This window comes from Candidatus Bathyarchaeota archaeon, assembly GCA_018396705.1.
In the GTDB taxonomy this organism is placed as follows: domain Archaea; phylum Thermoproteota; class Bathyarchaeia; order Bathyarchaeales; family Bathycorpusculaceae; genus DRVP01.
The window spans coordinates 287,913-314,432 of the sequence record JAGTQZ010000002.1 but is presented as its reverse complement, the minus strand read 5'-3'; the positions used below and the strand labels follow the sequence as shown (position 1 = coordinate 314,432).

General features: G+C 49.5%; 24 protein-coding genes, 1 tRNA gene and 1 rRNA gene. 13 read left to right on the top strand and 13 right to left on the bottom strand.

What is annotated here, in order from left to right; all coding sequences use genetic code 11:
• Window positions 1-50 precede the first annotated feature (50 nt).
• From KEJ24_02495 to KEJ24_02485, 3 genes are all read right to left on the bottom strand, one after another.
• Window positions 51-1,535, bottom strand: coding sequence for a hypothetical protein (locus KEJ24_02495; GenBank protein ID MBS7646694.1), 1,485 nt, complete (start codon window positions 1,533-1,535; stop codon window positions 51-53).
• A gap of 541 nt (window positions 1,536-2,076) precedes the next feature.
• On the bottom strand, window positions 2,077-3,606 hold the full coding sequence (locus tag KEJ24_02490) for a DUF790 family protein (protein ID MBS7646693.1): 1,530 nt from the start codon (window positions 3,604-3,606) through the stop codon (window positions 2,077-2,079).
• Window positions 3,607-3,608: 2 nt separating this feature from the next.
• Window positions 3,609-4,961 (bottom strand): DEAD/DEAH box helicase family protein, encoded by a 1,353-nt coding sequence (locus KEJ24_02485; GenBank protein MBS7646692.1) that lies wholly within the window; start codon window positions 4,959-4,961, stop codon window positions 3,609-3,611.
• Window positions 4,962-5,068: 107 nt separating this feature from the next.
• Here KEJ24_02485 and KEJ24_02480 point away from each other — a divergent pair, with 107 nt between their 5' ends.
• The 7 genes from KEJ24_02480 to KEJ24_02450 all read left to right on the top strand — a co-directional run bounded on the left by KEJ24_02480 (window position 5,069) and on the right by KEJ24_02450 (window position 8,979).
• Window positions 5,069-5,368 (top strand): hypothetical protein, encoded by a 300-nt coding sequence (locus KEJ24_02480; protein ID MBS7646691.1) that lies wholly within the window; start codon window positions 5,069-5,071, stop codon window positions 5,366-5,368.
• Window positions 5,369-5,651: 283 nt separating this feature from the next.
• Window positions 5,652-5,855 (top strand): hypothetical protein, encoded by a 204-nt coding sequence (locus KEJ24_02475; protein ID MBS7646690.1) that lies wholly within the window; start codon window positions 5,652-5,654, stop codon window positions 5,853-5,855.
• A gap of 208 nt (window positions 5,856-6,063) precedes the next feature.
• Entirely contained in the window at window positions 6,064-6,720 is a 657-nt protein-coding gene (locus KEJ24_02470) for a hypothetical protein (protein ID MBS7646689.1), read from the top strand.
• Window positions 6,650-7,078, top strand: coding sequence for a hypothetical protein (locus KEJ24_02465; GenBank protein MBS7646688.1), 429 nt, complete (start codon window positions 6,650-6,652; stop codon window positions 7,076-7,078). Before KEJ24_02470 ends, KEJ24_02465 begins: the two co-directional genes overlap by 71 nt.
• A 12-nt stretch (window positions 7,079-7,090) precedes the next feature.
• Window positions 7,091-8,053, top strand: a complete 963-nt coding sequence (locus KEJ24_02460; GenBank protein ID MBS7646687.1) for a hypothetical protein — start codon at window positions 7,091-7,093, stop codon at window positions 8,051-8,053.
• Window positions 8,054-8,066: 13 nt separating this feature from the next.
• Window positions 8,067-8,450: a hypothetical protein gene (locus KEJ24_02455; GenBank protein MBS7646686.1), complete on the top strand. Its 384-nt coding sequence runs from the start codon at window positions 8,067-8,069 to the stop codon at window positions 8,448-8,450.
• A gap of 220 nt (window positions 8,451-8,670) precedes the next feature.
• Window positions 8,671-8,979 (top strand): hypothetical protein, encoded by a 309-nt coding sequence (locus KEJ24_02450; GenBank protein ID MBS7646685.1) that lies wholly within the window; start codon window positions 8,671-8,673, stop codon window positions 8,977-8,979.
• Window positions 8,980-8,996: 17 nt separating this feature from the next.
• Here the strand turns inward: KEJ24_02450 and KEJ24_02445 are convergent, their stop codons facing one another.
• From KEJ24_02445 to KEJ24_02420, 6 genes are all read right to left on the bottom strand, one after another.
• Window positions 8,997-9,146, bottom strand: coding sequence for a hypothetical protein (locus KEJ24_02445; GenBank protein ID MBS7646684.1), 150 nt, complete (start codon window positions 9,144-9,146; stop codon window positions 8,997-8,999).
• Window positions 9,147-9,149: 3 nt separating this feature from the next.
• On the bottom strand, window positions 9,150-10,541 hold the full coding sequence (locus KEJ24_02440) for a hypothetical protein (GenBank protein ID MBS7646683.1): 1,392 nt from the start codon (window positions 10,539-10,541) through the stop codon (window positions 9,150-9,152).
• Between the two features lie 25 nt (window positions 10,542-10,566).
• A complete protein-coding gene (locus KEJ24_02435) occupies window positions 10,567-11,688 on the bottom strand; it encodes a hypothetical protein (GenBank protein MBS7646682.1) in 1,122 nt (373 codons plus the stop codon).
• A gap of 403 nt (window positions 11,689-12,091) precedes the next feature.
• Window positions 12,092-13,279: a site-specific integrase gene (locus tag KEJ24_02430; protein MBS7646681.1), complete on the bottom strand. Its 1,188-nt coding sequence runs from the start codon at window positions 13,277-13,279 to the stop codon at window positions 12,092-12,094.
• A 68-nt stretch (window positions 13,280-13,347) separates the two neighbouring features.
• Window positions 13,348-13,424: transfer RNA gene (locus KEJ24_02425), tRNA-Thr, on the bottom strand.
• 125 nt (window positions 13,425-13,549) lie between these two features.
• Entirely contained in the window at window positions 13,550-14,173 is a 624-nt protein-coding gene (locus KEJ24_02420; GenBank protein ID MBS7646680.1) for a PepSY domain-containing protein, read from the bottom strand.
• Window positions 14,174-14,982: 809 nt separating this feature from the next.
• Between KEJ24_02420 and KEJ24_02415 the strand changes: the two genes are divergently transcribed.
• Window positions 14,983-18,820, top strand: a 23S ribosomal RNA gene (locus KEJ24_02415).
• Between the two features lie 127 nt (window positions 18,821-18,947).
• On the opposite strand, the gene KEJ24_02410 is transcribed toward KEJ24_02415, so the two are convergent.
• Both KEJ24_02410 and KEJ24_02405 read right to left on the bottom strand, forming a co-directional pair.
• Window positions 18,948-19,499 carry a YkgJ family cysteine cluster protein gene (locus tag KEJ24_02410; protein MBS7646679.1) on the bottom strand — a complete coding sequence of 184 codons (552 nt, stop codon included), beginning with the start codon at window positions 19,497-19,499 and terminating at the stop codon, window positions 18,948-18,950.
• An 11-nt stretch (window positions 19,500-19,510) separates the two neighbouring features.
• Window positions 19,511-20,731: a hypothetical protein gene (locus KEJ24_02405; GenBank protein ID MBS7646678.1), complete on the bottom strand. Its 1,221-nt coding sequence runs from the start codon at window positions 20,729-20,731 to the stop codon at window positions 19,511-19,513.
• A 96-nt stretch (window positions 20,732-20,827) separates the two neighbouring features.
• On the opposite strand from KEJ24_02405, the gene KEJ24_02400 reads away from it, so the two are divergent.
• Both KEJ24_02400 and KEJ24_02395 read left to right on the top strand, forming a co-directional pair.
• Window positions 20,828-21,535, top strand: a complete 708-nt coding sequence (locus KEJ24_02400; GenBank protein MBS7646677.1) for a RimK-like ATPgrasp N-terminal domain-containing protein — start codon at window positions 20,828-20,830, stop codon at window positions 21,533-21,535.
• A gap of 89 nt (window positions 21,536-21,624) precedes the next feature.
• A complete protein-coding gene (locus tag KEJ24_02395) occupies window positions 21,625-22,410 on the top strand; it encodes a RimK family alpha-L-glutamate ligase (protein MBS7646676.1) in 786 nt (261 codons plus the stop codon).
• Between the two features lie 5 nt (window positions 22,411-22,415).
• Here the strand turns inward: KEJ24_02395 and KEJ24_02390 are convergent, their stop codons facing one another.
• Window positions 22,416-22,814 (bottom strand): hypothetical protein, encoded by a 399-nt coding sequence (locus KEJ24_02390; protein ID MBS7646675.1) that lies wholly within the window; start codon window positions 22,812-22,814, stop codon window positions 22,416-22,418.
• 75 nt (window positions 22,815-22,889) lie between these two features.
• Between KEJ24_02390 and KEJ24_02385 the strand changes: the two genes are divergently transcribed.
• From KEJ24_02385 to KEJ24_02375, 3 genes are read left to right on the top strand one after another with little or no spacing between them, the layout of a single operon-like run.
• Window positions 22,890-24,077 carry an FprA family A-type flavoprotein gene (locus KEJ24_02385; GenBank protein ID MBS7646674.1) on the top strand — a complete coding sequence of 396 codons (1,188 nt, stop codon included), beginning with the start codon at window positions 22,890-22,892 and terminating at the stop codon, window positions 24,075-24,077.
• Window positions 24,070-25,308: a DUF438 domain-containing protein gene (locus tag KEJ24_02380; GenBank protein MBS7646673.1), complete on the top strand. Its 1,239-nt coding sequence runs from the start codon at window positions 24,070-24,072 to the stop codon at window positions 25,306-25,308. The genes KEJ24_02385 and KEJ24_02380 overlap by 8 nt, the downstream gene beginning before the upstream one ends.
• Window positions 25,296-25,715 (top strand): arsenate reductase ArsC, encoded by a 420-nt coding sequence (locus KEJ24_02375; GenBank protein ID MBS7646672.1) that lies wholly within the window; start codon window positions 25,296-25,298, stop codon window positions 25,713-25,715. The genes KEJ24_02380 and KEJ24_02375 overlap by 13 nt, the downstream gene beginning before the upstream one ends.
• Here KEJ24_02375 and KEJ24_02370 read toward each other — a convergent pair.
• A complete protein-coding gene (locus KEJ24_02370; GenBank protein MBS7646671.1) occupies window positions 25,712-26,515 on the bottom strand; it encodes a thymidylate synthase in 804 nt (267 codons plus the stop codon). The genes KEJ24_02375 and KEJ24_02370 overlap by 4 nt on opposite strands.
• Between the last annotated feature and the right edge of the window lie 5 nt (window positions 26,516-26,520).

Here is a 26,520-nt window from a genome sequence, read left to right as displayed (position 1 = left end):
TAAAATAAATTTTCTCTTTATGAGATGAGATTTATTTTTCAGAAGTTCTATCAGGAAACACTAAAAGAATATTTGGAATTGCTAGATTCGTTTTTTCTTGTTAGTAAGACTGTTATGGTTGAGAGTATGGTTATAAAGAGTAGCAGGAACGTTACTGATGGGAATTCAGTCACGATTATGTAAGTGCAATATTTTAGCGGCCCCGTAAAGTCGCCTTGATCGGGCCAATAGGTGTAACCACCATTAAATCTGTCCCAAGCAATCACTAAATATTCTACGACTGTGTTTTCTGGTTGTCCCGGGATGACTGCTTCAAACAGCCCTGAAGTTTCATTGTAAACCATATCTAAGTTATACCATGTTGAACCATTCACCCTGTATTGTAGTAATACCCCACCCACTCCTACAGCTTGATTTGTAACATTCGCCTTAACGACTACTCCTTGGTAAGGTTGAATTAGACTTTCCGGTTCTTGAATTACACTTAAAATACGGGTCGGATATATTATGTTGGCAGGGGCTACGGCAGGCTGGTCTAGATAAGGCGTATAATTCACAAGACAAAGGCTTCGATCATCTTTTTGGTCGTGTATTCTATTGTCAATTAATGAGGTGTTTGTTGTGCCCCACCAGTTGTAAGTTAAATTAATAGTGATTCGTGGATCGCTCTTTCCAACAACTACAGCCCCGTAAATATTATTATAGATAATTTTTGCTTGATTCAGATTTGTTGCATCAAAGTATGAAGGAAAGCCAAAATCCCTCACACAATCCACTATGGTATTATTTGATATTACAGGCTTCCCGCCGTAAAAAGCAATTCCAGCGTATCCTGTCATATCTCCAGTGCTCCATCCTCGAATATTCTTAATTAGATTCCACATAATGATAGCATTCTCATTAACGCCCACCCCTACCGATGTAGAACCATCGCCTAAGATTAAATTGAAAAGAATCGATGAGTATCCGCTAGTGTAAATACCACGATAGCAATTTGCTATAATTGTATTGTTTGAAACTATGCCATGGTTGCTAGCTGATATCCCTGTATCACAGCCGCTAAAGCGCATAACGTTATTAGAAATTGTTGTAGAACCTCCACAAAAAATACCAGTTCCTCCTCCCCAATAAATGTCGATTTCAGCGTATTTGATTACACAGTTGACACTACTTTCACTAAAATATATCCTAATGTAGCTTGTCAGAGGTCTTTCGTGTGTATAAATCTTTATCTTGTGTGTTACATTTCCGATAGCGTATAATGTGCCGTCAATCCTCATAGACCAGAAATCCAGGTTTACAACAACTCCGGGCTCGATAGTCAAGGTTATACCGTGAGCCACCACAACATCATCAACGAGAAGATAAGGACTATTCTCAAAGGTCCATGTAGTATTTTCTGAAATAACCCCGCCAACAGTCGTGCTTGCATTACCCAAAGTTATAACACTTGTAATCCCGGGAAAAATCTCAATAATCACAAAGCCGAAAATAATAACGGAAAGTAAACAAGCAATAAGTGCCTTTTTCAGCATATTTACTCCCTAAAATTACAAAGATAGAGATGTTATAAGAATTTCTACGCTATTACCAAAACGATAAATACTTGATTCGTTGTAAAAGCTTAAGCCATCAAATATGTCCTAATATGTCAACTCATAAATTGTTAATTTAGGTGTTTTGTTAGTAACGTCTAAGTGAATTGATAACTGCTCGTCGCTTCTCTCTTAGTAGCGATTAATGGAAGAGCATATCGCTGTCATATGGCTGTCCCTTGTCCCGCTACCAGAGACAAGGCAAAAGCTTTTGTTAGTTCTTCGCTTTAGCTTATAATATCACGCTCGAGACTTTTTGCAAGTTCCTTAGCCCAATTGCGAATTTCATCCCAGTTGCGCAAGTCATAAACGTCTGGTGCAACTTTGAAGCCGTGTTTTTCAAGTTGTGGTTTTGAAGAATTCCATACCCTTACGTGCTATGAAGCCCATTTTGTTATAGTCAATAACTCCGCCGAAAAAGCCTAACGCTATTGGCTGGTAGCCGAAATGTTCGCTGAGGCATAGTGAAACGTGTGCTGATTTAAGGTGAGGGTTTAACGATTGCGTTCTCCGGAAGGAGGTCGTGCCAAACAACCTGAAAGCCGCAGTACGTTATCGCAGCGATGGGGTCTGGAAGGTTGAATTGGGAAATGGCGTCGAGAACCCTTGTAAGGGGTGCTCCGTCGCCGACGTTGGACTTCAAAACTTCTCTAACTTGGCTTATGAGCCTCTTATCCACGAGCACGTCGCCTATGAGGACGTGGCTTTCAACGTTCGCCGCAGCCCTTTTGACCGCCTCAACCGTCACGCCGTGCTTTTCAGCCAGCCTCTCAAGCGGCACGATGGAATCTTCTACAGTTATCCTGAGGCCTGCAGCCTGGGAGTCCAGCTCGCTTCTGGCGTACGGCGCAAGCGCATCTAAAACCGCCTTCACCGGTATCCTTCCCCTGTAATATATCAGGTGAATCCCCGGGTTCTGGAGCCTCGCAATCTTGTCGCATGCAAGCTCCTCGTTAACTGCAACTATGAATGGGGAGCCCTTGACCTCTGAAAGCTTCTCAAGCTTCCGGCGCAAGTAATCCCTCGTCCAGAAGCCGACAACCTCCATGAAGACGCGGGTTTTGCCAAGCGTAAACACGAAGTCCGGAATAAGCACCGACGAGCCCGCCTCAACCGGTTCAGCCTCGCGTCTAACGTTCCAGTTTGTGCCAAGGGCCTTGAACTGGCGCAGAAAGTCCTCCTCCACTTGGCTGTCGAAAGCCTCCTGCGGAGCCGCGTCGGGAAACAGTCCTCCAAACCTTACGCTGTCAATGAAGAAGTTGAGGATTCTGTTCCCCTTCAATATTTTCGCCTCAACCCTCCATGGCCTTCCTCTAACGATTTCGGGGAAAACCTTCGCGATCGCCGCTCCATACCGCCTAGTCAGCTTTAGAAGCGAAACAGGTCCCTCAAGCTTGACTGTGAACAGATCCCCGTTTCTCATCATCGAATACATCAGCCCGTGATATTTTATCGCCCTGAAAATCCTCTGCCAGTTTCCAGACGCTGAAAAGGATATCTCGGTTGCAAAGAACAGCAGCGTCTGCGTTTGGCTCAGGTTGTACTCCTTCAGCAGCTCGAAAGCGTCAACGTCTGGGGCCGCCTTCAAGACGGCTTCGGAGTCCAGGTCCGCGTAGAGGGAAGATTCAAGCTGTTCCGCTGAAACGCCCAGCATCCTTGCAGCTTCATCCAAAAGATTCCTCCTCTCCTCCTCGGTTGTCGGATGCCCCCTTGAGGCTGCCAACGCGAATAGGGTGTGCCTCGCCTCGAGGGGGTTGACGGCCGCCTCAAGCGTGAAGTCGCATCTGCGTTCAACAAGCAACGCTAGCCCCCTTACAAACTTGTATCTGCCGCACGCCTCCTCAAGCTCAAGAACCCTCTCCCTTACTTCACCCCTCTTCAGGCCAACGCCCCGCCTGTATATCTGTATGACCTCGCTGGCCAGCGAAACGTCGGCGTCGCCGAGCCTAGAGTACTTCGGCCTAATGTTGTCGCGCCAGCGGGTGACGATGAGGAGATCGGAGGGGAGCATGTCTACGCCTCCGGAAGCTTCGGCTTTCTCCTTCTTCTTCTGCTGAACTCAACCTCCTTCGTCTCCTTGGACACAACCTCTATCAGCTGAGCAACCTTCCCATCCTTCTTCCTCAGCAGCCTTCCAAGCCTCTGTATGAGCTGCCTCGGGCTTCCGGTGCCGCTCAGAATTATGCCCCTGCTTGCGTCCGGCACATCTATACCCTCGTCCAAAACTTGGCTTGTAACTATCGTGATGTACTCTCCAGCCTTGAATTTTTGGAGGATGAGCCTCCTCTCCTTATCTGGGGTTTTATGCGTTATCGCCGGAATGAGGAAGCGCCTGCTTATGGCGTAAACTAGGCTGTTGTGGAGCGTGAATATTATCGTCTTCTCGTTGGATGCCCTCAGCTGCTCGGCTAGGAAGCGCATCTTAGCCTCCGAGTTGAGGGCTATCTTGAGGGCCCTGTTCCTCGCCAGAAGCGCCTCACGCGCCTTTGGATCGTAGGCTGAAAGCATTATGAGCCGCTGAAAGTCCTCCTCGCTCCTCATTTCAAGCCCTTGCATGACAAGGTACCCTTTATAAACGCCCCAGAGCCTCTCGTATTCAGCCTTCTCCTCAGGCGTCAACTCAACGTAGACCCTTTTATGCTCGTATGGCGCAACGTACTCGCCTGCAAGGTCTTCATGCCCCGCTTCGTAGACAACCCCTCCTATAAGCCTCGGGGCGTCGAGGTGACGCATATCCGCCCTGTGAAGAGTGCTTGTCAACCCCATCCTGAACGGCGCAGCCAATATTTCGGCTATCTGGCTGTATCCAGGGGCGAAAAGGTGGTGGCACTCGTCCGCTATTAAAAGCTCGAATTTGTCGCCGAGCTCCTCGGCATGTATGTATGCTGAATCGTATGTTGAAACTGTGACCCATCTAACCTCTTTTCTCCCGCCTCCCAAAACGCCGGCTTCGATGCCCAAAACATTTCTAAGCCTCTCAACCCACTGGTCAACAAGGGCGAGGGTTGGAACAAGTATAATCGTGGGCTTTCTAAGCTCCTCAATAGCCTTAAGCCCTATGAACGTTTTTCCTCCCGCGGTCGCAATGCAGATCACCCCCCAACCGCCGTTTTCAAGCCAACGCTGGAAAGCCTCACGCTGATAGGGGTAAAGTTTAACGCCGCCATACACCGGCTCAACTGGCAGAGGCTTCAGAACGGAATCCTCGAACGGTATCCTGCTCCTCTGAAGGTACCTTAAAACGTCCCTGTAATGGCAACCTAAGGCACGATAGGCGCGGATCCGCGGATCCCACTGCCCATACGGCGTGGGGACATCCCCTTGAATTATAAGCGAACCCTTACTGTACGAGAGCCTAACGAACATTCGCTAAACCCAAAATCAGTAATAATCTCTTAATTTGAAAAGTATATAAGTCGATAACCATTGCCCAAAGTTTTAATGTCCAGGTTTCCACGTTTTTCGGTGTCAATTTGAGGAAAAAGCGTTCCGTTAGCCAGCTCGTTGCAACACTGATCCTCATCGCCATAATTCTCGTAGGAGGTGTCGTTGCCTACAGCACCTTAAACAACACGGCAAACATCGCATCCCAATACGTCCAAGTCACAATTGAAGCTATTTCGTTCACCCTCGACGGTGAAAGGCATATTCACCGCCACGCTGAGGAACATGGAACCAAGCCAATAGTATACTTGAATCCTGAAAAACGGCGGGGTCACAATTACGAACACAGACGCCCCAAAGCACACAGTTGGAAAAACCCACTGGTCTAGTGCTAGGCGTTGCGGTGTGGTTTACGGTGTGAATTGAAAAGTTTACTTTCAAAGCTGAGAACTCTCAAGGCACATCAGTTTACGGAGCAAAGCGTTATCCTATCTGAGTCAGATGAAAGGATCGCCGCCTCTCTTCACATAGCAGTTGCGTCTTCACATCGCCTCGCTGCTCCCGCCCATGCGTGTTTTGGCGCCACATTGTCCTTACTCGTTAGTATGCTTCGTGCAAATGCCATCTGCGTCGTTTTAATTTCTACACTACTCTTACTTGTGGTGAACTGATATGGTCGACAATCCACATGAAACCCTTCAGCAGATAAGCCGTCTGCTGGAGAAGAACGGTTTGATGAGCTTGAGCGATCTGGAGCGTTCCATAGGCGTTTCTAGGAACTGGCTCAGCGGCTTCATGGCCGCGTTGGAGGCCATCGATCTAGTGGAACGCAAGGGCACGAGGACCTTCAAGCTCTACATGATCAAGCGAAAGTAGTAGCCTCTATATTGCGTTCTTTCTTTCTTTGTTAGGCCCCTCTATCAATAAGCTAGCTTACCCCTCGCTGTTGGGTTGAAAAAAGAGAGATGGCGAGGGGTAGGGGGGTGTACGGGCGGGTAAGTCAGCTTACTTTTCGAAAGGTTTATATACGTGAAACCCGTCTTATTATCTCGGGTAGACCTGCGCTGTTAAGGAAGGTATAGCGTTGGCAAGCAGGTACACGCAACTCGCAGAATGGCTGGAAAAGCAGAAGGCGGACAGCGTATCAGTAAGCTTCGACGAACTGGAGAGACTGCTGGGCTGTCCGCTTCCCGGCTCGGCCAGAAAGCTTCGAGTTTGGTGGTCAAACGACGCCTCGCATACACAGGCCAAGTACGGATGGCTCGGGGCAGGCTGGAAGGTTGAAGCCGTCAACCTAGAGGCGGGCGTGGTGAGGTTCAGGCGCGTGGCCGAGCCGACGAGGACGGAAGCATCGTTTGTGTCAACGGCTGCAGAGGCCCTCTCTAGAAGGCTCGGCGTCAAGCTCTACATCGGCGTGTCCGTCAACGTCAAGGGCGTGAGGCGAGTGTTCGACCTGGCCTCCGCCGACGGGAGCGTGGTCGTCGAGGTGATGTACCTGACGGCTGGAAAGACGCCGGCGGCAAGGTTCCCCGCGATAACGGAGAAGGTCTGGCTGCTTGAGAAGGCGGAGGCCAAAACCAAGATTGTGGCGTTCGGAGGTGATGCCCATGTCCCGAACCTGTGGATCAAAAGGTACGGATCCCTGGTCAGCGGAGTCAGATTTTTCTATATTGACGAGCACGGAGAGGCTGTGGAGCTCCCCCGAGGAGCGCCTGAAAAGGGCGTTCTGCGAGGAGCCTGAAGCCTTCCAGGTCTTCAGCAGCAACGACGGGTTTGCCGCCCGGAAAAGGGCCAACGTGAAGGGGCTGGTCGCCGTCTTTCTAGGCGCAAGCAGGTTCAACAAGTGGAGCCTGAACGGGAAGACATACGACTATCTGGCGATTCCAAGCGGCCTGGCGGAGAAGCTGGTTTCGGGAATATGGTCAGTTGAAGTGGGAAAAGACCCAAACGCCGACAGGGTGCTGAGGCTCCTGGACAGGAAGCTTGAGAAGATCTGCGAAGGAGCCAAGAAATACGCGATTTGGCTGAGGGACCCCGAAACAGTTCGCGACTTCAGAAAGCAGCTCCGCGACATCAGCTTCGGAACAATTTACGGCTAGGAGGGTTGTGTCGTGGAGCCGTTAACCCTCTACGCGCTGTTCACAATCATCTTCCAGCTTGTTCCAACAATCATGCTCTACTCGATTGACAAGAACTTCTTCTTCAGCGTCCTCGACCTGCGTGAGCCGACGCTCATAGCTTGGGCGTTTGCAATGCAGATGCTGGCGACGTTCGCATCTGCGCTTTTCAGTCACGAAGCCGAGGAAGCCGGCGACATCGTGAGGAAAAAAGTGCTCAACGGGAAGGTGAAAACTCCGCTGTTATGGATGGCGAAGAGGGGATGGATCCACATTCCACGGTATCGCTCGATGAAGCACAAGGCCTGGGACGTCTTCGGAGCAGCCCTCCTCTTCACGTTCATGGCCCTCAGCGTAAGATACGCGGCCTCGCTTTTCCTGGGACGAATAGATCTCATCAGGTTTCCAACGCTGATGTTTGCGTCGTGGCTCGGCTTCATAGCCTATCCCTACCGCTGGATCCCGGTCGGCGACCAGGCCACGAGGCTGGTGCTGGCGATTGCGGCGACGCTTGCCACGCTATACGCGTCGGCCCACCTTGGAGACCTAGCCTTCAGGTTCACGCTTGCCAAGCTCCACGCTAGGAGGCTGATGAAGAGAACCGACCTGCGCGGGACGCTGTTCGAACCGCTTATCCCACACGCTGAAACCCTTGAGGACTACCTAGCCTACCTTGAGGGGGGAGGCGATCTGAACCTCCTGCTCAAGGACTTGGACTCCTGCGTAACACACGACGTCTGGGGCAGAGCCTTCATAATAGCCGAAGCCATCGACAGGTTCCTGAAGGAAATGGAAACCCTGGTACGTGTAAACCGGCCAAAAAGCCAACGAAAAACGCAGCAGATGGAGCGCAAAAGCCAACCGACGGAACAAACAAGGGAGACCGCTCCAACGGAAAAAGCGCCGATGGAAAAAACTCCGCCGAAGCGCACGCCGATGGACGACTATGTATGCTAGAGGGGGCGGGCTGATGGCCCTTGTCGAGGAGTTTGCGCTGTGGCTAAAGCGTTGGTTCAGCGACGGGGAAATCAGGTCCATGCTGGGCGACTGGACGGTCATGGGCGGCGTGAAGTTCATGGGCAGATGCATCATGAACATTGAGGAGTTCCTTCAGCTTGCAGCCTCCTTCGCCGCGGAAAAGGCGCTTGGAAAACGCGGGCTGGAGGTTAAGGTTGTCGCCAAATACAACGAGGTCTACGCCTTCGACTCCAAAACCAGAACCCTGCTGATAGCCGCAACCTACAGGTCAGACATCGTTTCAGCCGCCCTAATCGACGGCTTCCTAAGCGACATGGTGAGGCAGGCCGAGGAGGCCAGAGACCTCTACATGAGTGTAAGGTGCCTAGTGGAATAGCAGGTGACCAGCCCTGAAGATTTCAACGCATAAGGCCATAACGAGGGCCGTTGCACGCGCCTTGAGCGTCAGAAAGGAGCTCCTCTGGGCCATGCTTGACGGCGTCGAGGAGCCAGACAGAAGCCCCGAAGCGGAGCTGCAGGCGAAGGTTAGCCGCAGAGGCAACGTCTACCTCGTCGTTAACCGCGTCCGCCACCACGGCGTGAACCGAAACAGGATCATGAGGCGCCTGTGGCATGCAAGGCGCCTATGGCTCGACGGCAAGCAGTTTGAGGCTGCATGGCAGCTTGGATACGCGCTCCACTACATTCAGGACGCATGCATCGGCGGCCTAAACCACGCTTCAGACGAGGCTGAAATCAGGAGAATTCCAATACCCGTACACGTGATAGAAGCTAATGCAAGGCCTCCATTCATAAGCAGCCTCGAAAGGGCTGTCGCCGGTCTACGTCCAGCCAACCCCTTGAAGGCCCTCGAAAACGCCTCGGCCGTTTCAGCCATGGCCACAGTCGCGGTCTTCGCCGCATAATCTCAGCTTCACTTGACCTAACTCGGAGCCCTTCCACTTCTCGAAGCTCCAGCCCTTTTTTCGTCGGCTCCGGTTATGTTGAGTCGCGGTTCAAGCGCTTCTAGGGTTGCCGCATCGCCCCTCTTCTTAGCTGACTCCTTCATCATGTCGACAACTTCGTCCAGCATGGATCAAATTATAGGTGCATCCGCATATTTCGCCTTCAGCTCCAACGCCATTGAGACATCCGGCTTCTTTATGAGGTCTTCGACCTCCCTAAGCCTTGCATGGTTTGCCTCAAAAAGTTGCGCGTACTTCTCAACAAGCGACTTCGTCGCCGTGAAGATGCTTCCATGTTCAGCGAGGAACTCTTGGTTGTTCCATGAAAGGCGATGGGGCAGAACCGAGAGCAACGCAAAGGAAAGGTCATCTTCATTCGCCTCCTTTCTAACGTTGAGCAGTGCATGAGCCTTCATTGCCTGCTGAAGCCTTATCATCGTCCTGACCTTGCCGACGTTGGCTATCCCACACGGGTAGTCCTTGCCATATATGCATAAACTGCAGTCCTTTTCGGTTTCAAATGGATCCTTGCTTTCCTCAGCCCTCCTGCCTTTAGCGGTTGAGAAGTAGCACCTTGAAAGGTGGCTGACAAGCCCTAGGCAGAAAACCACAAACTCCTCTGGGATTGCAACTTCATCCATCAGCCTCCTCGCCTCGTAGATCAACTCAACCGGCGCCCTTTTCTTGAGCTTAAGCATTTTCCATTTCTCGGCCATAACCAAGATCTCTTGGGCGCTTGGCGGGAGGCTTCTTGCACTCAACGCATAACGATCTGTCGTCGCCACGTTGATCAGCCTGAGGTTCGTCTGGTAGAACTCGTTGAGTGGGTTCGTGCATAGAACCCATGTGAGGGGTTTCACCTCCACAGGACCAACAGTCGTGTCAACAACCTTCTCGTTCAAGGCGTGATGCAGCTTCGACAGGAGCCTCGGCGCGTTGAATAGCTCATCGAGGCAGACCAAGTCTGCGCCTGCAAGCCTTCCTGATTTCACGGCGTGGGGCGGCTTCATGCCCAGGATTGCGGGATGATCGATGCCGTATCCGAGAACATCCTCGGGGTCCATCTGATCGTTAACCTGTATGCTGAAAACACTTATCGGCCTCCTTTTCGCCTCGCCGAGTTTATCCGCACCCAGATGTTTCACGGCATCAACTTCAACTCTAACCCGCAGTTTGGCTCCTACATGCTCATAGTCGACGTTCACGCCGTCGACGAGGTTCCGCATCAGACGTTCGGGGTCAAGCTTCAAATCGTCTCCGAGTTTTTCAAAGAACTTCTCAAGTTCGCTTCTGGCAGACACCGTTTCCTCGAGGGCGACAACCGGTTTGTCGAAAAGGTTGCCGACGAAGCTTGCAAGCGATGTTTTGAAGGTTCCATGGCTTCCTATTAGCAGAACCGGCTCGGCCATCAACAGCCCGCTGAAAACCGTTTCGATCATATTGTACTGATGGTAGCCCCTGTAAACCTCAGCGACGGTCTTAACCAGCTTGTTTAGGGCGGATGAAACGTCTTCAAAACTCACACCCAGCCCTCCATGGCTGTTCCCCTTAGTCTATGGTGAAGAGCAACACTGATTTCCCTCTGACCGTTCTCGAGGCCATCTCAATATCCCTCACAGGGTCGCCGGAAGGCACTACCCCTAGGCTTTCCGCCAACTCTCCAACAGCAGCTTTGATTGCTTCAGCATCCTTTGAATTGATGGCTGAGAGGACGTTGCTTAATGCCTTGAATGGCTTCTCATCAAACTCCACACCAGTATTCTCTATCAAACGCGACAACCGTTCAAGCCTCTTTGCCGCAGCTCTGCTGTTCACGTTCACGCCTTTTGCGGCTGCCTTTACGGCTTCTTCGGCAAGAGCAATAATCGTTGCAAACCTGTCTTGAAGGTTCCTCTTCAACGCCTCCAACATCTCCTCACGTTTACGCTGCATTTCCCTCTCTAGCGCAATGAGGCCCCTGCGTTTTGCCTCGTCGATTTCGAGGAACGCCTTCTTCTTCTCCTCCTCAACGTATTGCATGAAGAACTGTTTTGAAAGGCTCAGCGGAACCGGCGAAACTCTTATTGGAGGAAGGTTCGCTCTGAAGTTCAATTCAACGCCTGTTTCCGCCACACGTTTCATAATCGCCTTAAAGTTTTCGCTCTCCTCGAACTCCGAAATTTTCCCCTTCAAATCCTCTAATTGATAGTTCAGCTCCTCGATCCTCAACATCAGCTCAGGCGCCAAGCCTGCTGGGAGAAAGTACAGCTTCCGCTTCATCCTTCCAACCCGTTCCTCTTGGAGAACCAAGCAGAACTCGTTCAAGACGTCGTACACCTTGTGCCTTATGCTCTTCAGCCGGTTAACAAGCATGCTTGGGTATGGATGGAACGCTGCAATTTTGATCTGTTTACCCGAGGAATCCTTCACGTATCGGACTCTTACACTCCTCCTTCTCAGGTTCGTTTTTTCGCTTGATTTGCCGGTTACAGCAACATGGTATTCAACGTCGATAAACCTTAGGAGATCCTGTATGGACCTAACCCAATTCATATGTTCGACGTCACTCATCCCAGAAACGTCCACTTGCACCGTAAGCCTCTCCTCGGATGGGACGTCAACGTCCGTCAAGAACCCCTGAGTCAGCACCCTTCCTCTTTTACCCTTAACCTCAACATTCTGAGGCAACATATCCACCACCTCCAACCCCTAATGTTCAAGTCGCATCTGCGACTCAGAAGACAACACGTTTTTGCCTTTAAAGGCCTGGGGAACACGCTTTTTGGCTAGGGTGGGCACAGGTTGTCAGGGGATCGTACATCAAATTGTTGGCAACAATTGCTTGTTAACTACTTTGTGCTGTTGGAGTGACCCAAGTTGGATCTCGGATTCCGACGGTCCTCATGAAGGGTGGCTGTCTGAATTTTTAATGCATCAAAATTGGGCCGTCACTTATTGGTAGCGGTTCCATGCTTGCGATTTTTAAGTCTTGGTTGCCTGTAGTTTTGGGTGTCAGATGTGGCGGATGGGGAATATATCCTCGTTAGAAGGACTGATCTCGAGAGGTTGCTGCGTGAAGTCAATGCCATCAAGGCTATTGTTGTCCAAGATCTCCACACTTACCACTCAATAAGGAGTAAACGGTTTGCTCAAGCATCTCCAAGCGCCTAGCAACCTCCTCCAGCCTCTCCACCCTTTTTTCCTCAACCTCCATGGCTAACTTTCTGTCGATTACATAGCCGCAGAAGCCGCACCTGACAGCGTCAGGTGCGCTTCTTCTTCCGCATCTTGGGCATTCCGTTACCTTAAGGAATCCATCTGATTTGCTTGAGGGCTTTAGCCCGTGAATTTCTAAAACTGTTTCTTCAAGGTCTCTTGCCGAGAAGTGCACGTATCTCTTGGTCATTTTTGATCCTTGGGTCCAGCCGGCGAACAATGCAAGTTTTGATTCTGTGAGGTTTTTGGCCATGTTTGTTAGGCTGGAGTGCCTGAAAAGGTAGGGCCAAACATCCCTTTTTATACCAGCTTTTTGGGCCAGCTTTTTCAATAGTTTCCTGAGGTAGGCGTAGCTAATGCTGGATCCTTTGGCGTTGTTGCTTAGGGATGCCCATAAGGGGGCTTCTGGATCAGCCTTTCTGGGGTGTTTTTCCAGCCAGTCTAACAAATACTTATATGAAGCCACAAGTGGGATTCTTTTTAGGCCTGTTTTGCCGTTAACCGAAATAATACAGTAATTGTCCCTGAACTCCACGCTTCCAACCTTCATCGTCAGCAGCTCCCCAGGCCTTAGGGCGGCTTCATAAAGCACGGACGCTAGGGCTTTGTCTCTCTCGTTTTCAGCGTTCCGAATGATTGCCTTAACATCCTCAACTGTTAAAAGTGATTCAGGGGTCACCCTGCAATCCCTTTCGTCGGCTTTCACATCAATCCATGCGGCTTCAGGCGGTACGGGTGCCTTCTTATGGCAGCTGCCACACTTTGCATATTGAAGAAGCTTCTTAACTGTAAGCTTCAACCCATGTTTGGTCCAAGACCTGTAGGGCCTAGAGTTTATCCAAGCCACAACCTTCTCCACTTCAGACTTTTCTGCCTCTGCAGGGTTGAATGGAACGTTTTTGAATATGGTGCATAGGCATGTGGCATACTTCAGCACCCTCGATGTTGAAAGTCCTAGGGCCTGAAGATGGTCTAGAAACTTTAGCAGAAGATCTCCATATTTAAGGCTGGAAAGTCTCCGCCTAGCAGCCTCAAGCTTTCTGGCACTTGCGTGTATGTCCTTCATTTCACTAGCGTTTGATCCTGTGGACTTTAAAATCGCGGGTATGGAAAGGGCTCCAGAACTAGAGGTGTTGGAGCCTCGGGCGGGCTTCGATCCCGCGACCTACGGCTTACAAGGCCGTTGCTCTACCAGGCTGAGCTACCGAGGCACCTGTTCACCATTATGCTATAATGGCGTATCAAAAACACAAATAAAAATGTTACATGCGCATTTGGCTTTAAATTTGGCTTTTGCAAGATGTTTCGCTTGAATTTTCGGTACGTAAATTTTTGGTCAGCGGCACTGTTGGCCGCCTAGAATTTCTCCAGTGTAGGCGTCTAACCAAACCTCAAAGAAGTGGCCGGGTCTATATGCTTGCTCAAACTTTATAACCCAACAGAGCCTAGGCTCTGTTATATTCGGTTTTCCCAACTCGGCTAAGTCATGCCAGTAAAAGTTTGGAACTTTTTCTTCAAGATTTGCTGAAAGAACTGGTCCAACAATGCATCCTATGCTGTTTAAGAAGTTTTTGCCTATGACTATGGCTTGCTGCTCAGATATTTTAATAACGTAAACCCACTTCTGATTAATTATGTCCCAAAGTTTCGAGCCATGTACACAAAATGCAGAAACAACCTGTCCTTCATTGTTCAATGTTATTATTGCAGTATGCCCTTCAATTGCCTCGCACATGAATTCAGGATGCCCAGCGCTTATTGTAATAAATTCTGCAACGAGAACTTTGCCCCCGGATTTATGATTGTAAATATCTCTAATCTCAACGGAGCCGTTCCACGCACCATTGCGATACACATCCGTGTTTTTCAGAAAATCAATAACAATCCTTTTTAACTCGTCTCTATTGTCAAGTTGGGCGTCACCTAAGAGGGAACTGAAGAGTCCAAAAACACTCAGCATAAATAATGCCAAAACCGCAACTGAAAACAAAATAAGAGTCTTCTGAGGCATAGGTTTCCCTAATGGTTTAAGTGTGAAAGCTGCTTAAAAATCTAGACTTTAGAACAAATAATTCGGTTCTCTAACAATCACAAATATCGATGTCAAATTCTGTAGCAATGACTACAAGAGCGTAATCCTAAAATTTTCTAAGAATTTAAGTCCCCCGAATATGTTCAAGCGTGCTCAAGTAAATTTTGTCAACTTGGTTGAGGTTTCGGTTCCAATGGAAGCGTCACTGTGAATGTCGTCCCTCGCCGAGAGTGCTCTCCACCGTTATAGTTCCCATGTGAGCTTAGTTAGAGGTTATCATAATGATCCTAAAAAAATGAAAGTGATGTATTCAACAAATTATTGTTTATGAATCTGCAGTAAATCTGCTAAGCCTATCAACTGGCAAGCTGTCCATTTTAAGCATGAATAATAAGATAAATCCACTTTGCACAGTCGAAATCGCTTGGGAGACATAAAAGGCGATGGGCAACAATCTTAAAACTTACGTCATCTGTGAAATGTGACGCCGTTCAGAAATCGCAAATAAAATGGCTGTGTAATAATGAAGGGTGCCGACGTAACCCTTATATGGCTGAAAACCGCTTCAGAATTATCTTGGCTACATTACGTTAAGCCATTAAAATAGATGCAGCTCCCCACCGCTTTGATGGTGGAGCAAAGGGCTAGTGAGCTTCAAGCTCACAATGAGGCCATGCATAGGCTGTTCCGCCGTCAACAAAAAGGGTTCACCGCAAACGCCAAACAGACACCGCTAAAAGCCCGACATGCCACGCCGTCTGGGGGATGGCTCGGCTTGAGCGCCGACGAAGGGCGCGGCCAGCCGCGATAGAGCCCCGGGTAAGCGTATGCAGCTTTAGAACCGGGGATTCCCGAATGGGACCTCCTACCGCAGACTCCTTCGGGGGTCTGCGGTGCTCCCGGCAGGGAGCGGGAACCCCCCGAACGGAAGCATCTTAGTAGGGGGAGGAAAAGAAACCAAACGGGATTCCCTGAGTAGCAGCGAGCGAAAGGGGAAGAGTCCAAACTGAACCTCATGGGGACAACTCATGGGGGATGTAGGGTTATGGGCCCGGCTCCTCCTCACCGGTTAAGCCGAAGTGGCCTGGAACGGCCTGCCATAGAGGGTGAAAGCCCCGTAGGCGTAAGCCGGAAGGAGTTGTGCCGGAGTCCCAGAGTACCGTACCCTGGTTTGGGTGCGGGAAGTTGGGAGTCACCAACTTCCAAGACTAAATACGTCTCAAGACCGATAGCGCACTAGTACGGTGACGGAAAGCTGAAAAGCACCCCGGGAGGGGGGTGAAAAGAGCCTGAAACCAGACGGTTATAGACGTGTGCAGCCCGGAAGGGTAGATCCCTCCCAAAGGAAACCGTCGCGAGGCGGGAGTACGAGGGAGGGGGACCAGGGTTGCACGTTCCGTCTAGAAACACGGGCCGGGGAGTTCACGGCTGTGGCGAGCTTAAGGGCCTCAAGCCCGTAGGCGTAGGGAAACCGACATGCGCGCAGCTAGGCAAGGCCTAGCGAGGCGCGGAGTCTGAAAGGGCTCGGAGTCACGGCCGTGAAGCTAGAAACCGGGCGATCTAGCCCTGGGCAGGGCGAAGCCAGGCGAAAGCCTGGTGGAGGCCCGAAAGGGTGCTGACGTGCAATTCGTTCCCCAGACCTGGGGCTAGGGGCTAAAGACCAATCTAGCCCGGTGATAGCTAGTTCCCTCCGAAGTGGGTCGCAGCCCAGCCCCGGGCGAGGCGGCCGGTGGGGTAGAGCACTGATTGGAAGGCCAAGGGGCCGAAAGGCTCCACCTTCCTTTCAAACTCCGAATCCATCGGCGCCGTAGACCCCGGGAGACGGGTTACGGGGGGTAAGCTCCCGGACCGAGAGGGGGACAACCCAGACCGAGGTTAAGGCCCCAAAGTGCTGGCTAAACGTCAAACCGAAGGGCGTCGTCAGCCTTAGACAGCGGGGAGGTAGGCTTAGAAGCAGCCATCCTTTAAAGAGTGCGTAACAGCTCACCCGCCGAGGCTGACGGCCCCGAAAATGGACGGGACTAAGCCAGCCGCCGATACCTCGGGGCGCAGCCGCATGGCTGCGTCGGTAGGAGGGCGTCCCGGCTGGGTAGAAGCTGGGCCGTGAGGTCCAGTGGACCGGCCGGGAGTGCAGATCCCGGTGGTAGTAACAGCAAAGAGGGGTGAGAATCCCCTCCGCCGAAGGGGCCAGGGTTCCCCGGCAACGGTCGTCAGCCGGGGGTAAGCCGGTCCTAAGGCGTGGCTTAACCGACCACGCCGAAAGGGAAGCCGGTTAAAATTCCGGCGCCACGGAGGTACGATCGCGGCGACGCAGGCCCAACGCCTGACGCTTCGGGGTAGGCTGAGCAAGGCTGTCGCCTTGCTTAACCGTATAAGCCTGGGGAGTGCCGTAATGGCGAGAACCAGGTGAAAGCGGGAATAGCCGCCCGTTTAGGGCGGTTCAGCTGATCCCTGGAGCCAGTGAAAAGGGCGTTGGGAAGGATCCTCCGTGCCCGTACCTAGAACCGACACAGGTGCCCCTAGGCGAGAAACCTAAGGCGTGTCGGGGATAAGCCAGGGCGAGGGAACTCGGCAAAATAGCCCCGTACTTTCGGTAGAAGGGGTGCCTGCTGTCTTGGCCTCCAGCTGGGACAGCAGGTCGCAGTGGCAAGGGGGTCCCGACTGTTTAATAAAAACATAGGGAGCCGCAAGCCCGAAAGGGTGTGAACGGCTCCTGAATCCTGGCCAGTACAGGTACCTGAAACCCGGGTTCAACCGGGCTAAGGGCCTGCAAACGCCGGGAGTAACTCTGACTCTCAACAAAAGGGAGTCGTTAAACTCGGCTATATGCGGGGAAGGGGAAGCGGACGGCCTCCCGAGCAGGGAAAAACGGCCGTTCATGTGCCTCTGACCCGCAGGGAACACCCGCCTTTAAACGCTTAAAAACAACAGCCAGCAAACTAACCATGGTGAACAATATGCTCGACGAGTTCAAAGACCTAATAGACCTAAAGATGCTGCCAAGAAGGAGAAAGTACCTCCACTACTACATAGTTGGACTCGTGGATGGCGAAGGTTGTTTCTCAATATCAATAAAAAAACAGGACAACACAAAATTCGGATGGGTCATTGATCCAGTGTTTCACGTCACGCAAAGTAAAGACCATGCAGTGATTCTTGAAATCCTTAAGCGAGTTTTCAACTGTGGCCGCATAATCCCAAAGCCTGGACAGGAAGAATCAACATTGCAATATGTCGTGGACGCGCGGAGAAACCTCGCTGAGAATATATTTCCATTCTTCAAAAAGCATAGGCCAATAATTAAATGGCGGGAATTCCAATACTTCGCCGAAATAGTTGAAGGGTTAGAGAAAGGGGAACATAGAAGCCTCGAAGGGTTCAAGAGACTTCTGGAAAAAGCCTATGAAGCCTCCAGCGATAGAAAATACAAGCTCAGCGATATTCTCTTTGAGTTGGAGAGGCGGGTGGACGCCTCAGAGACCATACGCCGAGCGCCGTAGAGGGATGTTGAAGATGACCTTGAGGGCGAAGATATGGTCCAACCCCAGTTTGGGGTTGCTCAAGGTAGCCAAATGCCTTGTCGGGTAAGTTCCGACGTGCATGAATGGATCAACGAGGGCCCCGCTGTCCCCGCCTGGCACCCGGTGAACCCACGTAACGTGGACGAACAGTCCACGAACCCCCAGCGGGAAAAGAAGACCCCGTGGAGCTTTACTGCAGCCTGCCGCTGGAACATGGCTGCGGATGCAGAGCGTAGACGGGAGCCGTCGATCCCGGCTTCTCCGGGAGCCGGGGGAGGCGCCAATGGAACACCGTCCTTTCGCGGCCGTGTTTCTCACCGGCGCCTTCGGGCGCTGGAACAACGGCAGGTGGGCAGTTTGGCTGGGGCGGCACGCCCTTGAAAAGATATCAAGGGCGCCCAAAGGTCGGCTCAGACGGGACAGAAACCCGTCGTAGAGTGCAAGGGCAAAAGCCGGCCTGACTGGATCCTCCACAGTGAGGGATCCAGGGGCGAAAGCCGGGCCTAGCGATCATCCGTGTCCCCCTTGGTGGGGGCCGGATGTGTCAGAAAAGTTACCCCGGGGATAACAGGCTCGTCGCGGGCGAGAGTCCCCATCGACCCCGCGGCTTGGTACCTCGATGTCGGCTCTTCCCATCCTGGCCCTGCATAAGGGGCCAAGGGTGAGGCTGCTCGCCTATTAAAGGGGAACGTGAGCTGGGTTTAGACCGTCGTGAGACAGGTCGGACTTTATCTGCTGGGGGTGCTGGCTGCCTGAGGGGAAAGGGTCCCTAGTACGAGAGGAACGGGACGCTGTGGCCTCTAGTTTACCGGTTGTCCGACAGGGCAGACGCCGGGCAGCCACGCCGCCGGGGATAAGGGCTGAAAGCATCTAAGCCCGAAGCCCCTCCCGAAAATAGGCAGCCACTCCCACATACGGCTGGGCTGGCAACAGCCCGAGCCCGTGGGACGAGGGCTCCCGTAAAAGACGGGTTTGATGGAGCCGGGGTGTACGCTGGAAGGCTTCGGCCGACCAGCTCAGCCCGCGGCCCCCAATCGCCCGAGATGTCGGGCACTAACGCGGTGTCTGGGCGAAAAGGTGGAACCCTTTCTGCTGTCGGCGAAACTGCCTATGCGTGGCTTTAGAAAATTTTCTACCCTCTCTTTTTACGTGGGGGCTGTTGAGGAAATTGATTGCTTTTCTTATAACTCTTCATTTTGCAGTTTATTCAAAATTGTTCTTTCTATTTCTTCCTCGTTTATTTTAAAGGTGTCCGGTTCTTCTCGTTTCAGAATTATTCTCAGCGCTTTCGGGTTTAGCTCTTTGACAAGCCGCAGTATCTCTCTTCGAGCTGTTTCAAAATGTTTTTCAAAGAGAGTTCTGTCTCTGTACATGGCTCCTGCGAGGGGGCAAATCTTCTCCATTTTCAAGTACCATTCAATCTTGCCTGTTTTGGCGTTTATGTCAAAAGTTATGGGTCCGGCTACGCATGTTTCTGGTTTGACTGGATGCACAATGCACTTTCGGGTGCTTTTGTCGTAGAATATGCAGTAACCTTCCGCTGTTTCCCTTGGGAAAGTGTATTCAGCGTGCACGAATGGGCTGGCAATCTGAATGCTATGCGCCTTTAAGTACTCCAGAATGGTTTTTTCGCGTTGTGCTGTTATGGGTGGTCTAGCATCCCAGCAACAGTTTATGTTGCATGAACCGCAAATATTAAAAAAGTTTTTCTGCCTTTCACTTTCGGTTTGCAAGCATGACACCTCTAGAAGAAGGGCTCATTATCCTCTAAACATTTTAAAAGTTTCGAGTAAACGTCTATAATTGCTTCTTCCATACTTGTTTTCTGCATCCTAATCTGCACTTTTTTCCTTATGACTTCTGAAAGGCTTCCATGTTCTACTCGTTTCTCTATCAATGGTAGATACCGCTTCTCTTCAGCTGTAGCGTTCTCCCAAGAAATTTTTATGAAGTGTCTACATACATGCCTAGCCGTTGGCCCATTGGGATGAAGCACCTTTGCTTCTAAACCATACTTTATGATGGATTTGAAGTCTTCAGTTAAAACTTCTGTCGGCAACAGCGGCACACCAGTTTTTATTAAGCCCCTAAGCAGAGCCCTGACAAAACAGCTTAAGGCCACATCAGACCTTATGCATTCCTGTTCGTCCATTATTCGAATTTCTAGGGCTCTCCGTTCAAAGCGAAGAATCACTCCCCTTGAGTTGACCCAGTCCTTGTTGAGAATGCATGGGTGGGCGCCAGCTCGAGCTAAATCGTTGGAGTAACGTCTAATAACGTCGCGTCTATACTGTTCAAATGACTGAATATATTCTGGGACAACTTTCCCCGTTATTGAGGGTATTTCCTTTTGGTTTTCCATGTAGAAATGTAGGCGATTGTCCACATATTCGCCTAAACGCCCATCGTGAATGGGTGACGAAGCTGAAATGGCTGGGAGATATGCACAGATGTTTGCCAGCAAATTATACATCAAAACGGCTTTGTCTTCACTTGTATATGGAAGGTTAAGCTGGAAGCTTTGGATGTTAAGCCAGCCATGTTGTTTAAGGTTGAAGATGCGGCTGAAAGCCTCATATATTTGTTTGTGACGATGCGGCCAAACCGCTGTTTCCCAAAGCCTAAGCGTAGGATGCATCCCTGTTCCCAACAATCTTGCGTCATAATGTCTTTCAAGCATGTCACCGAGCCTTAAAATAGCTTCATGCATCCTTTCCTCAAATGTTTCCGGTGACCTGAAAGGCTTGTTGGGCTTAACCTCCATAACATGCAATTGCAACTCTTTCCCAAAAGTGAAATCGCCGAACTTCACAAAGTTCACAACACGTCCATAAACGTTCTTTATAACCTTGTCCACGATAGGCAATGGTCTCAAATTTTCATCAACAAGTGAAAACTCGTGCTCCGGACCGAGAACCTCTAGGGTTCTATACGTATCGACAGACCTCTTTAAAGTAGGTTGCAAATAGCCAAAATATAAGGTTATAGCTTCAAACTTTATGCGTATGCCTCGAAGTTCATAGTTAATTTTAAATACATGGAGTGTTTTAGCGATTTTCTGTTGTCTGGTGCCTTCCGTTTGCTGGTCGTCTCAAACATAGACCTAAAAACGAACACGCCTATAACGAAACCGTCAGCATTCCTCAAATCTTCTTTTAGAGGTTTCGTTCTCAACGTAAACAATGACTATCGATATATGAAGACTGGTTACTATGTTTCGCTCCATGCTGAAGTATTAGGCGACGCGGTTGTTCCAACAACAGAAAATGCTGCTGACGCCTATAGACCACCAATCCTGTTAACTAGAGCAGCAAAAAATGGAACGCCAACTATGCCTTTCATAGTTACAGACTCTGTGAAGCAAATTATGGCTGAATTCGCTTTTCCAGTCGTTGTTTTTGCTGTGAATCCATTCTCGTTTAACGGTTTCCAAATGGCTAAAAATCGGACAGCCTTGTATAGGGTGGTTAAAAGCTTGAGCATGAACTATCGGTATGCTGTCTGTGCCCAACCGCTTCAAGGTGAATTGTTGTCCGTTAAATGTTTTTTCGGCGAATGTGCTTTTGAAGCTATCAATGTGAAGGCTGTTGCCAAGAAAGTCTATGAAACTTTCAATATTCCGGTTTGTAAGTTGTATCTTCAATGCTTTGATGGGAAAGCCTACCTATGTGGGCTTCAACCCTTAAAATTGGATGAACTTCAATCTTCCGATGTTAATTTGCTTTCTAAGATTGTTTCCCGGTTTGCCGGGAAAGGATGGTTTGATTGACGCGGATAGCATGTTTTGTTGAAAAATATAATTTCTCTAACTTAAGGGAAGCTGAGGCTCTGCAGAGCTTTAAGCAAACAGCTGAAAGAATGGGTCATAAATTCTGCTTTATGTTCAGGAATGGGCTTTCTGAAATCCCGAAGTATGACGCTGTCTTTATTAGGGCGACTACGGATCCGCTTTATACGGCTTATGTTGTTTCGAAAACGGCTTGGGAGCTCGGCCTAAGAGTTGTTGATGACCCTGTTTCAATTAGAATTTGCGCTAACAAAATCCACCAGTACAGCCTTCTCGAGAAATATGGAGTACCACATATCCCAACAGTTTTCCTCAGCAAAGAAGAGTTCCATCACAAGCAAATCACAGAGATCTTTGAGCTATTCGGTAAGCCGGTGGTTTTAAAGGCACCATACACGAGCTTCTCAAAGTATGTTGAGAAAGCCTCCTGTGAAACAAGTTTCCGCGAAATTGCAAAACGCTTCTTTAGGCGGTCAGACTATATAGTCGTGCAAAAGTTTATGCCGTCTAGTTTCGACTGGCGCGTAGGCGTCCTAAACGGCGAAGTCTTATACGTGTGCAAGTACATGATGCCAAAGGGTAAATGGAAACATGGCGTAAAAAAGCGTGGGAAACCAAGTTTTGTATGGGGAAGAACAGTCACCCTAAAACGGGATAATGCGCCACAAAAATTGAAGGAGATAGCCTTAAAGGCTTGCAGTATAATTGGGAAGGGACTTTACGGCGTTGACATCAAAGAGGTTAATGGTGACTACATAGTGGTGGAGGTCAACGACAACCCAAGCATATACAAGGGGCAGGAGGACCTCCGAGACAGGGACGTATACGAGAAAATCATAAAGTTTCTAGCTGAGTAACTTCTTTAGCCAAAACATTCCAGTGTTGTTGCCATGCATAGCTGACACTTTTCAGTGTCAAAAGCCGGGTCCAGCTTTTTATGCATGTTACATAACAAGCCTTTGGCGCGGGCCTTCCTGCAGATTTCACAAAACTTTAATGTAAAGTCTTTGTGGGATAATCCTTTTTTTGCAAGGGCGTCCGCTAGTTTTTCAATCAACTTTTCAATGTCTTCATTTTTTTCTAAGTCTAGGGCAGTTCCTCGCATTTTTCTATTGTAGAGGCTTATAGCCGGCTGGCTTACCCCTAATAATTTTGCAGCTTCCGTTTGCTTTAAGCCATGTTTAGTCATTAGGTACTTGGCCAGGGTTGCTCTCACTGGTGGTAGTAGGCTTTTTACGGCAACTTCGCATGGCAATATCATTTTATGGCCCCTCCTTGTGGTATTTCTGGAAAGATATAAATATAGTTTATTACAATTGTAATAGAGGTGACGTACATGCATGAAAGAAACATTTTGAAACTGGCTGAAAACGTTTACTGGATCGGTGTAAGAGATTGGAACCGCAGACTTTTTGATGCTTTGATACCGCTTCCCAAAGGAACATCCTATAACGCTTACCTCGTAATAGGCAAAACAGGTAAAGCCCTAATAGACACTGTTAATCCTGGTTTCGAAAAAGAACTTGAAGAGAAAATCCGCAATTTGATAAACCCGGAAGAGTTAGACTATGTTGTCATGAATCATGCTGAACCAGACCACGCTGGCGCTGTACCGCATGTAATGAAGATAGCTCCAAAAACAAAACTTGTAGCCACTGGCAGAGGCGCAAAAATGGCTCAAATCTATTATCACGTACCACAAGAGAGAATCAGGGTGGTAGCTGACAACGACACCGTAAGCCTAGGCGACAAAACCATGCGATTTATTGAGGCGCCAATGCTTCACTGGCCTGAAACAATGTTCACATACCTTGAAGAGGACGGTATACTTTTTCCATGCGACTTTTTCGGCGCCCACTTGGCAAGCGGCATCTACAGCGACGAGATTGAGGACTATTTAGTGCACGCCCAGCGGTACTGGGGCGAAATAATGATGCCTTTCAGAGCTATGGCGCAGAAAGCCCTAGAAAAAATTGCGAATCTCGACATTCGTGTTATCGCACCGAGCCATGGTACAATTCACAGAAAACCAGAGCTTATTCTAGGCGCTTATAAACGGTGGGCTGCTGGCAGAACCCGTTCAAAGGCTGTTGTAGCTTACGTGAGCATGTGGAACAGCACGGACGCCATGGTGAAACAGATAGCTGAGGTATTAATTTCTGAGGGCGTGGAGCTAGCCTTACATAATCTAGTTGTCGCCGATATCGGCGATTTAGCCAAAGACCTTGTGGATTCAAAAGCCATTGTTTTAGGTGCGCCAACAGTTCTGGGCGGGGCACATCCCCTAGCCGTTTATGTCACATATCTTTTCAAGGCATTGCGTCCGCCAACAAAGTTTGCTGTTGTCCTTAGCTCTTATGGTTGGGGCGGAGGCGCAATAAAACAGATTCAGGAACTGCTTAAAGACTACAAAATCGAGGTTATAGGCACACTAGAGGTTAATGGTCCACCAACAGAAGAGAACCTGCAACAAATCGCTGAGATAGGCAAGTCTCTAGCCAACAAAATTAAGGAGGATGCCTAGCATGGGTGGAGTAATAGAGGAAGACCGCAAAAAGGCTCTTAAAGAAATTATTAGGCAGCTTCACGCTGGTATGCCTCCGGAACATGTTAAAGAGCGTTTTAGGCAGTTTCTTGAAGGCGTAAGCTCTCTGGAAATCGCCAAAATCGAACAAGAGCTCATAAGCGAGGGAATGTCTAGAGAAGAAATTCAGAGGCTTTGCGACGTGCACTTGGCGATATTCAGAGAACAATTAGAGCAACAACAGCTTGAAATATCGCCGCCGACAAGCCCGATTGGCATCCTTCTTGAGGAACACAAAGCGCTTCAGCAGTTAACTCAAAAACTTGGCATGATGGCTGAAAAAGTGCAGAGCGCTGAAAACATTGAAGCCCTAAGGGATGAGTTGACGCAGCTTAGGCATATTGCCGAAGAGCTTTTAGACGCTGAAAAACACTATTTACGGGAGGAAAACGCCCTTTTCCCAATTTTGGAGAGGCATGGAATAACTGAGCCGCCAGCCATAATGTGGATAGAACACAACCAGCTTAGGGAAAAGAAAAAGCAGCTCAAAAACCTCTTGGAAAACGCTGCTAGCATTGGTTTCCAAGACTTTAAGAGGCAGCTCGGCGAACTAGCCAACGCCATTACCAGCACCCTAAACAGCCACCTTTTCAAGGAAAACAACATCTTGCTCCCAACAGCCCAACGTGTCGTCACAGAAAAAGAGTGGACGGAGATGCGGACGGACTTCGACGAGATTGGCTACTGCTGCTTTACTCCAGAACATTTAATAAAAAAGCCGGCTGAAAAACCAGTGGTTGAGGTTAAGCCCATGGCTGAAGGCGCTTTACAGTTTGAGACTGGGACATTGACGAAGGAAGAAGTTGAAGCCATCTTAAACACTTTGCCAGTGGACATAACCTTCGTGGATAAGGACGACGCTGTCAAGTTCTTTAATAAGGCTGAGAAACGCATGTTCGTGAGAACAAAAGCCGTCCTAGGCAGAAAGGTTCAGCTTTGCCATCCGCAGAAAAGTCTACACGTGGTCAACAGAATCCTTGAAGGCTTCAAGAAGGGAGAAAAAGACGTAGCGGAGTTCTGGATACAAAAGGACGATCGTCTAATACACATAAGATACTTCGCTGTAAGGGATAAGGATGGCAAATATTTGGGCACGATGGAGGTGACTCAAGACATAACAGACCTAAAGAAAATCGAGGGTGAAAAACGCCTTCTAGACTGGAAAGGCTAAAGTTGAAGAACGTCCTGTTCGTCTGCGTGGAGAACAGTTTCAGAAGCCAGATCGCTGAAGCCTACTTTAATAAGTATGCGCCTGAAGACTGGACGGCCACAAGCGCTGGTATAAAACTAGCGGAGAAAGTTCATCCCAACGCTGTTCAGCTCATGCTTGAAGAGGGAATAGACATAAGCCATAAAAAACCCCAAATAATGACGAGAGAACTTCAGGAAAAAGCTGAAATAGCCATAATCGTCTGCAGCGGCAGCCTATGCCCAGTGGTCTATGCAAAGCATGTTGAAGAATGGAACATGCCGGACCCGGCAAAAATGCCGTTAGAAGAGGCGAGAAAAATTAGGGATGCTATAAAAATCAAAGTCTTAGACCTGATTGAAAGGCTGAAAACGCAACAGAAAACCTAAGCTATTTCCAATTTTTCTTTTAGGGCCTTTTCTACCTCCTCCCTTATGATGAAGCCAGCTAAATGCAAAATGGGTTCTCTAGATTCTGGATCAACATTCATGGTGGCAGTGCATGGATAACTGTGATGTGCCTTCGCAATGGCGTCATACAAAACTTCTTGTTTTGTTTCGGCACCTATCAGTTTTCGCGCCACATACCACGTTGAGCCGCATGGAGCACTTCTTTTAACAATAGCCGCTTCAATCATTTCACGTCCCCCTCTTTTTGCCGTGGAAATCTCCAGTTCTGGGCGTCCTACACCAAGCTCCGTGACGAAACGCGAAATTAACGGCTTATCTCGGGCCGGTTCAAGCGAACAGAAAGGCTTTGGAAACGCGTATTCCAAGCCCAGTTCAATACAACGTTCCTCAATTTGCTTCCTTAAACCTGACGGAACCTCGTTAAAGTCTTCAATAGGCACAATTAAGCCTTTGACACCAGCTTTTTCAAGATAGGCGGGTAGCTCTAGAAGCAAGTCCTTATGCAAGCCTGAAGCCACGCATAAGTCCACTTTTGGAATGGTCTTTGGCATGTACTCTTCGGGTTTATCAATGAAGGCTGGTAGATCGGAAGGCTTCGGCAACTCTAGCGCTGCGCGGATGTTGCGTACATAACTGTAAACGCTGTACTTGCATGAGTCGCAGTACAAGCCACAAGCCTTGCAAAAGCTTGGATCGTTTATGAGGTTTCTTATGACGCGTTCAGCGAACTCGCCACTATAAATAAAAACCAGTGTCAAAAACCCCTCTTTGCCACTCAACTTTA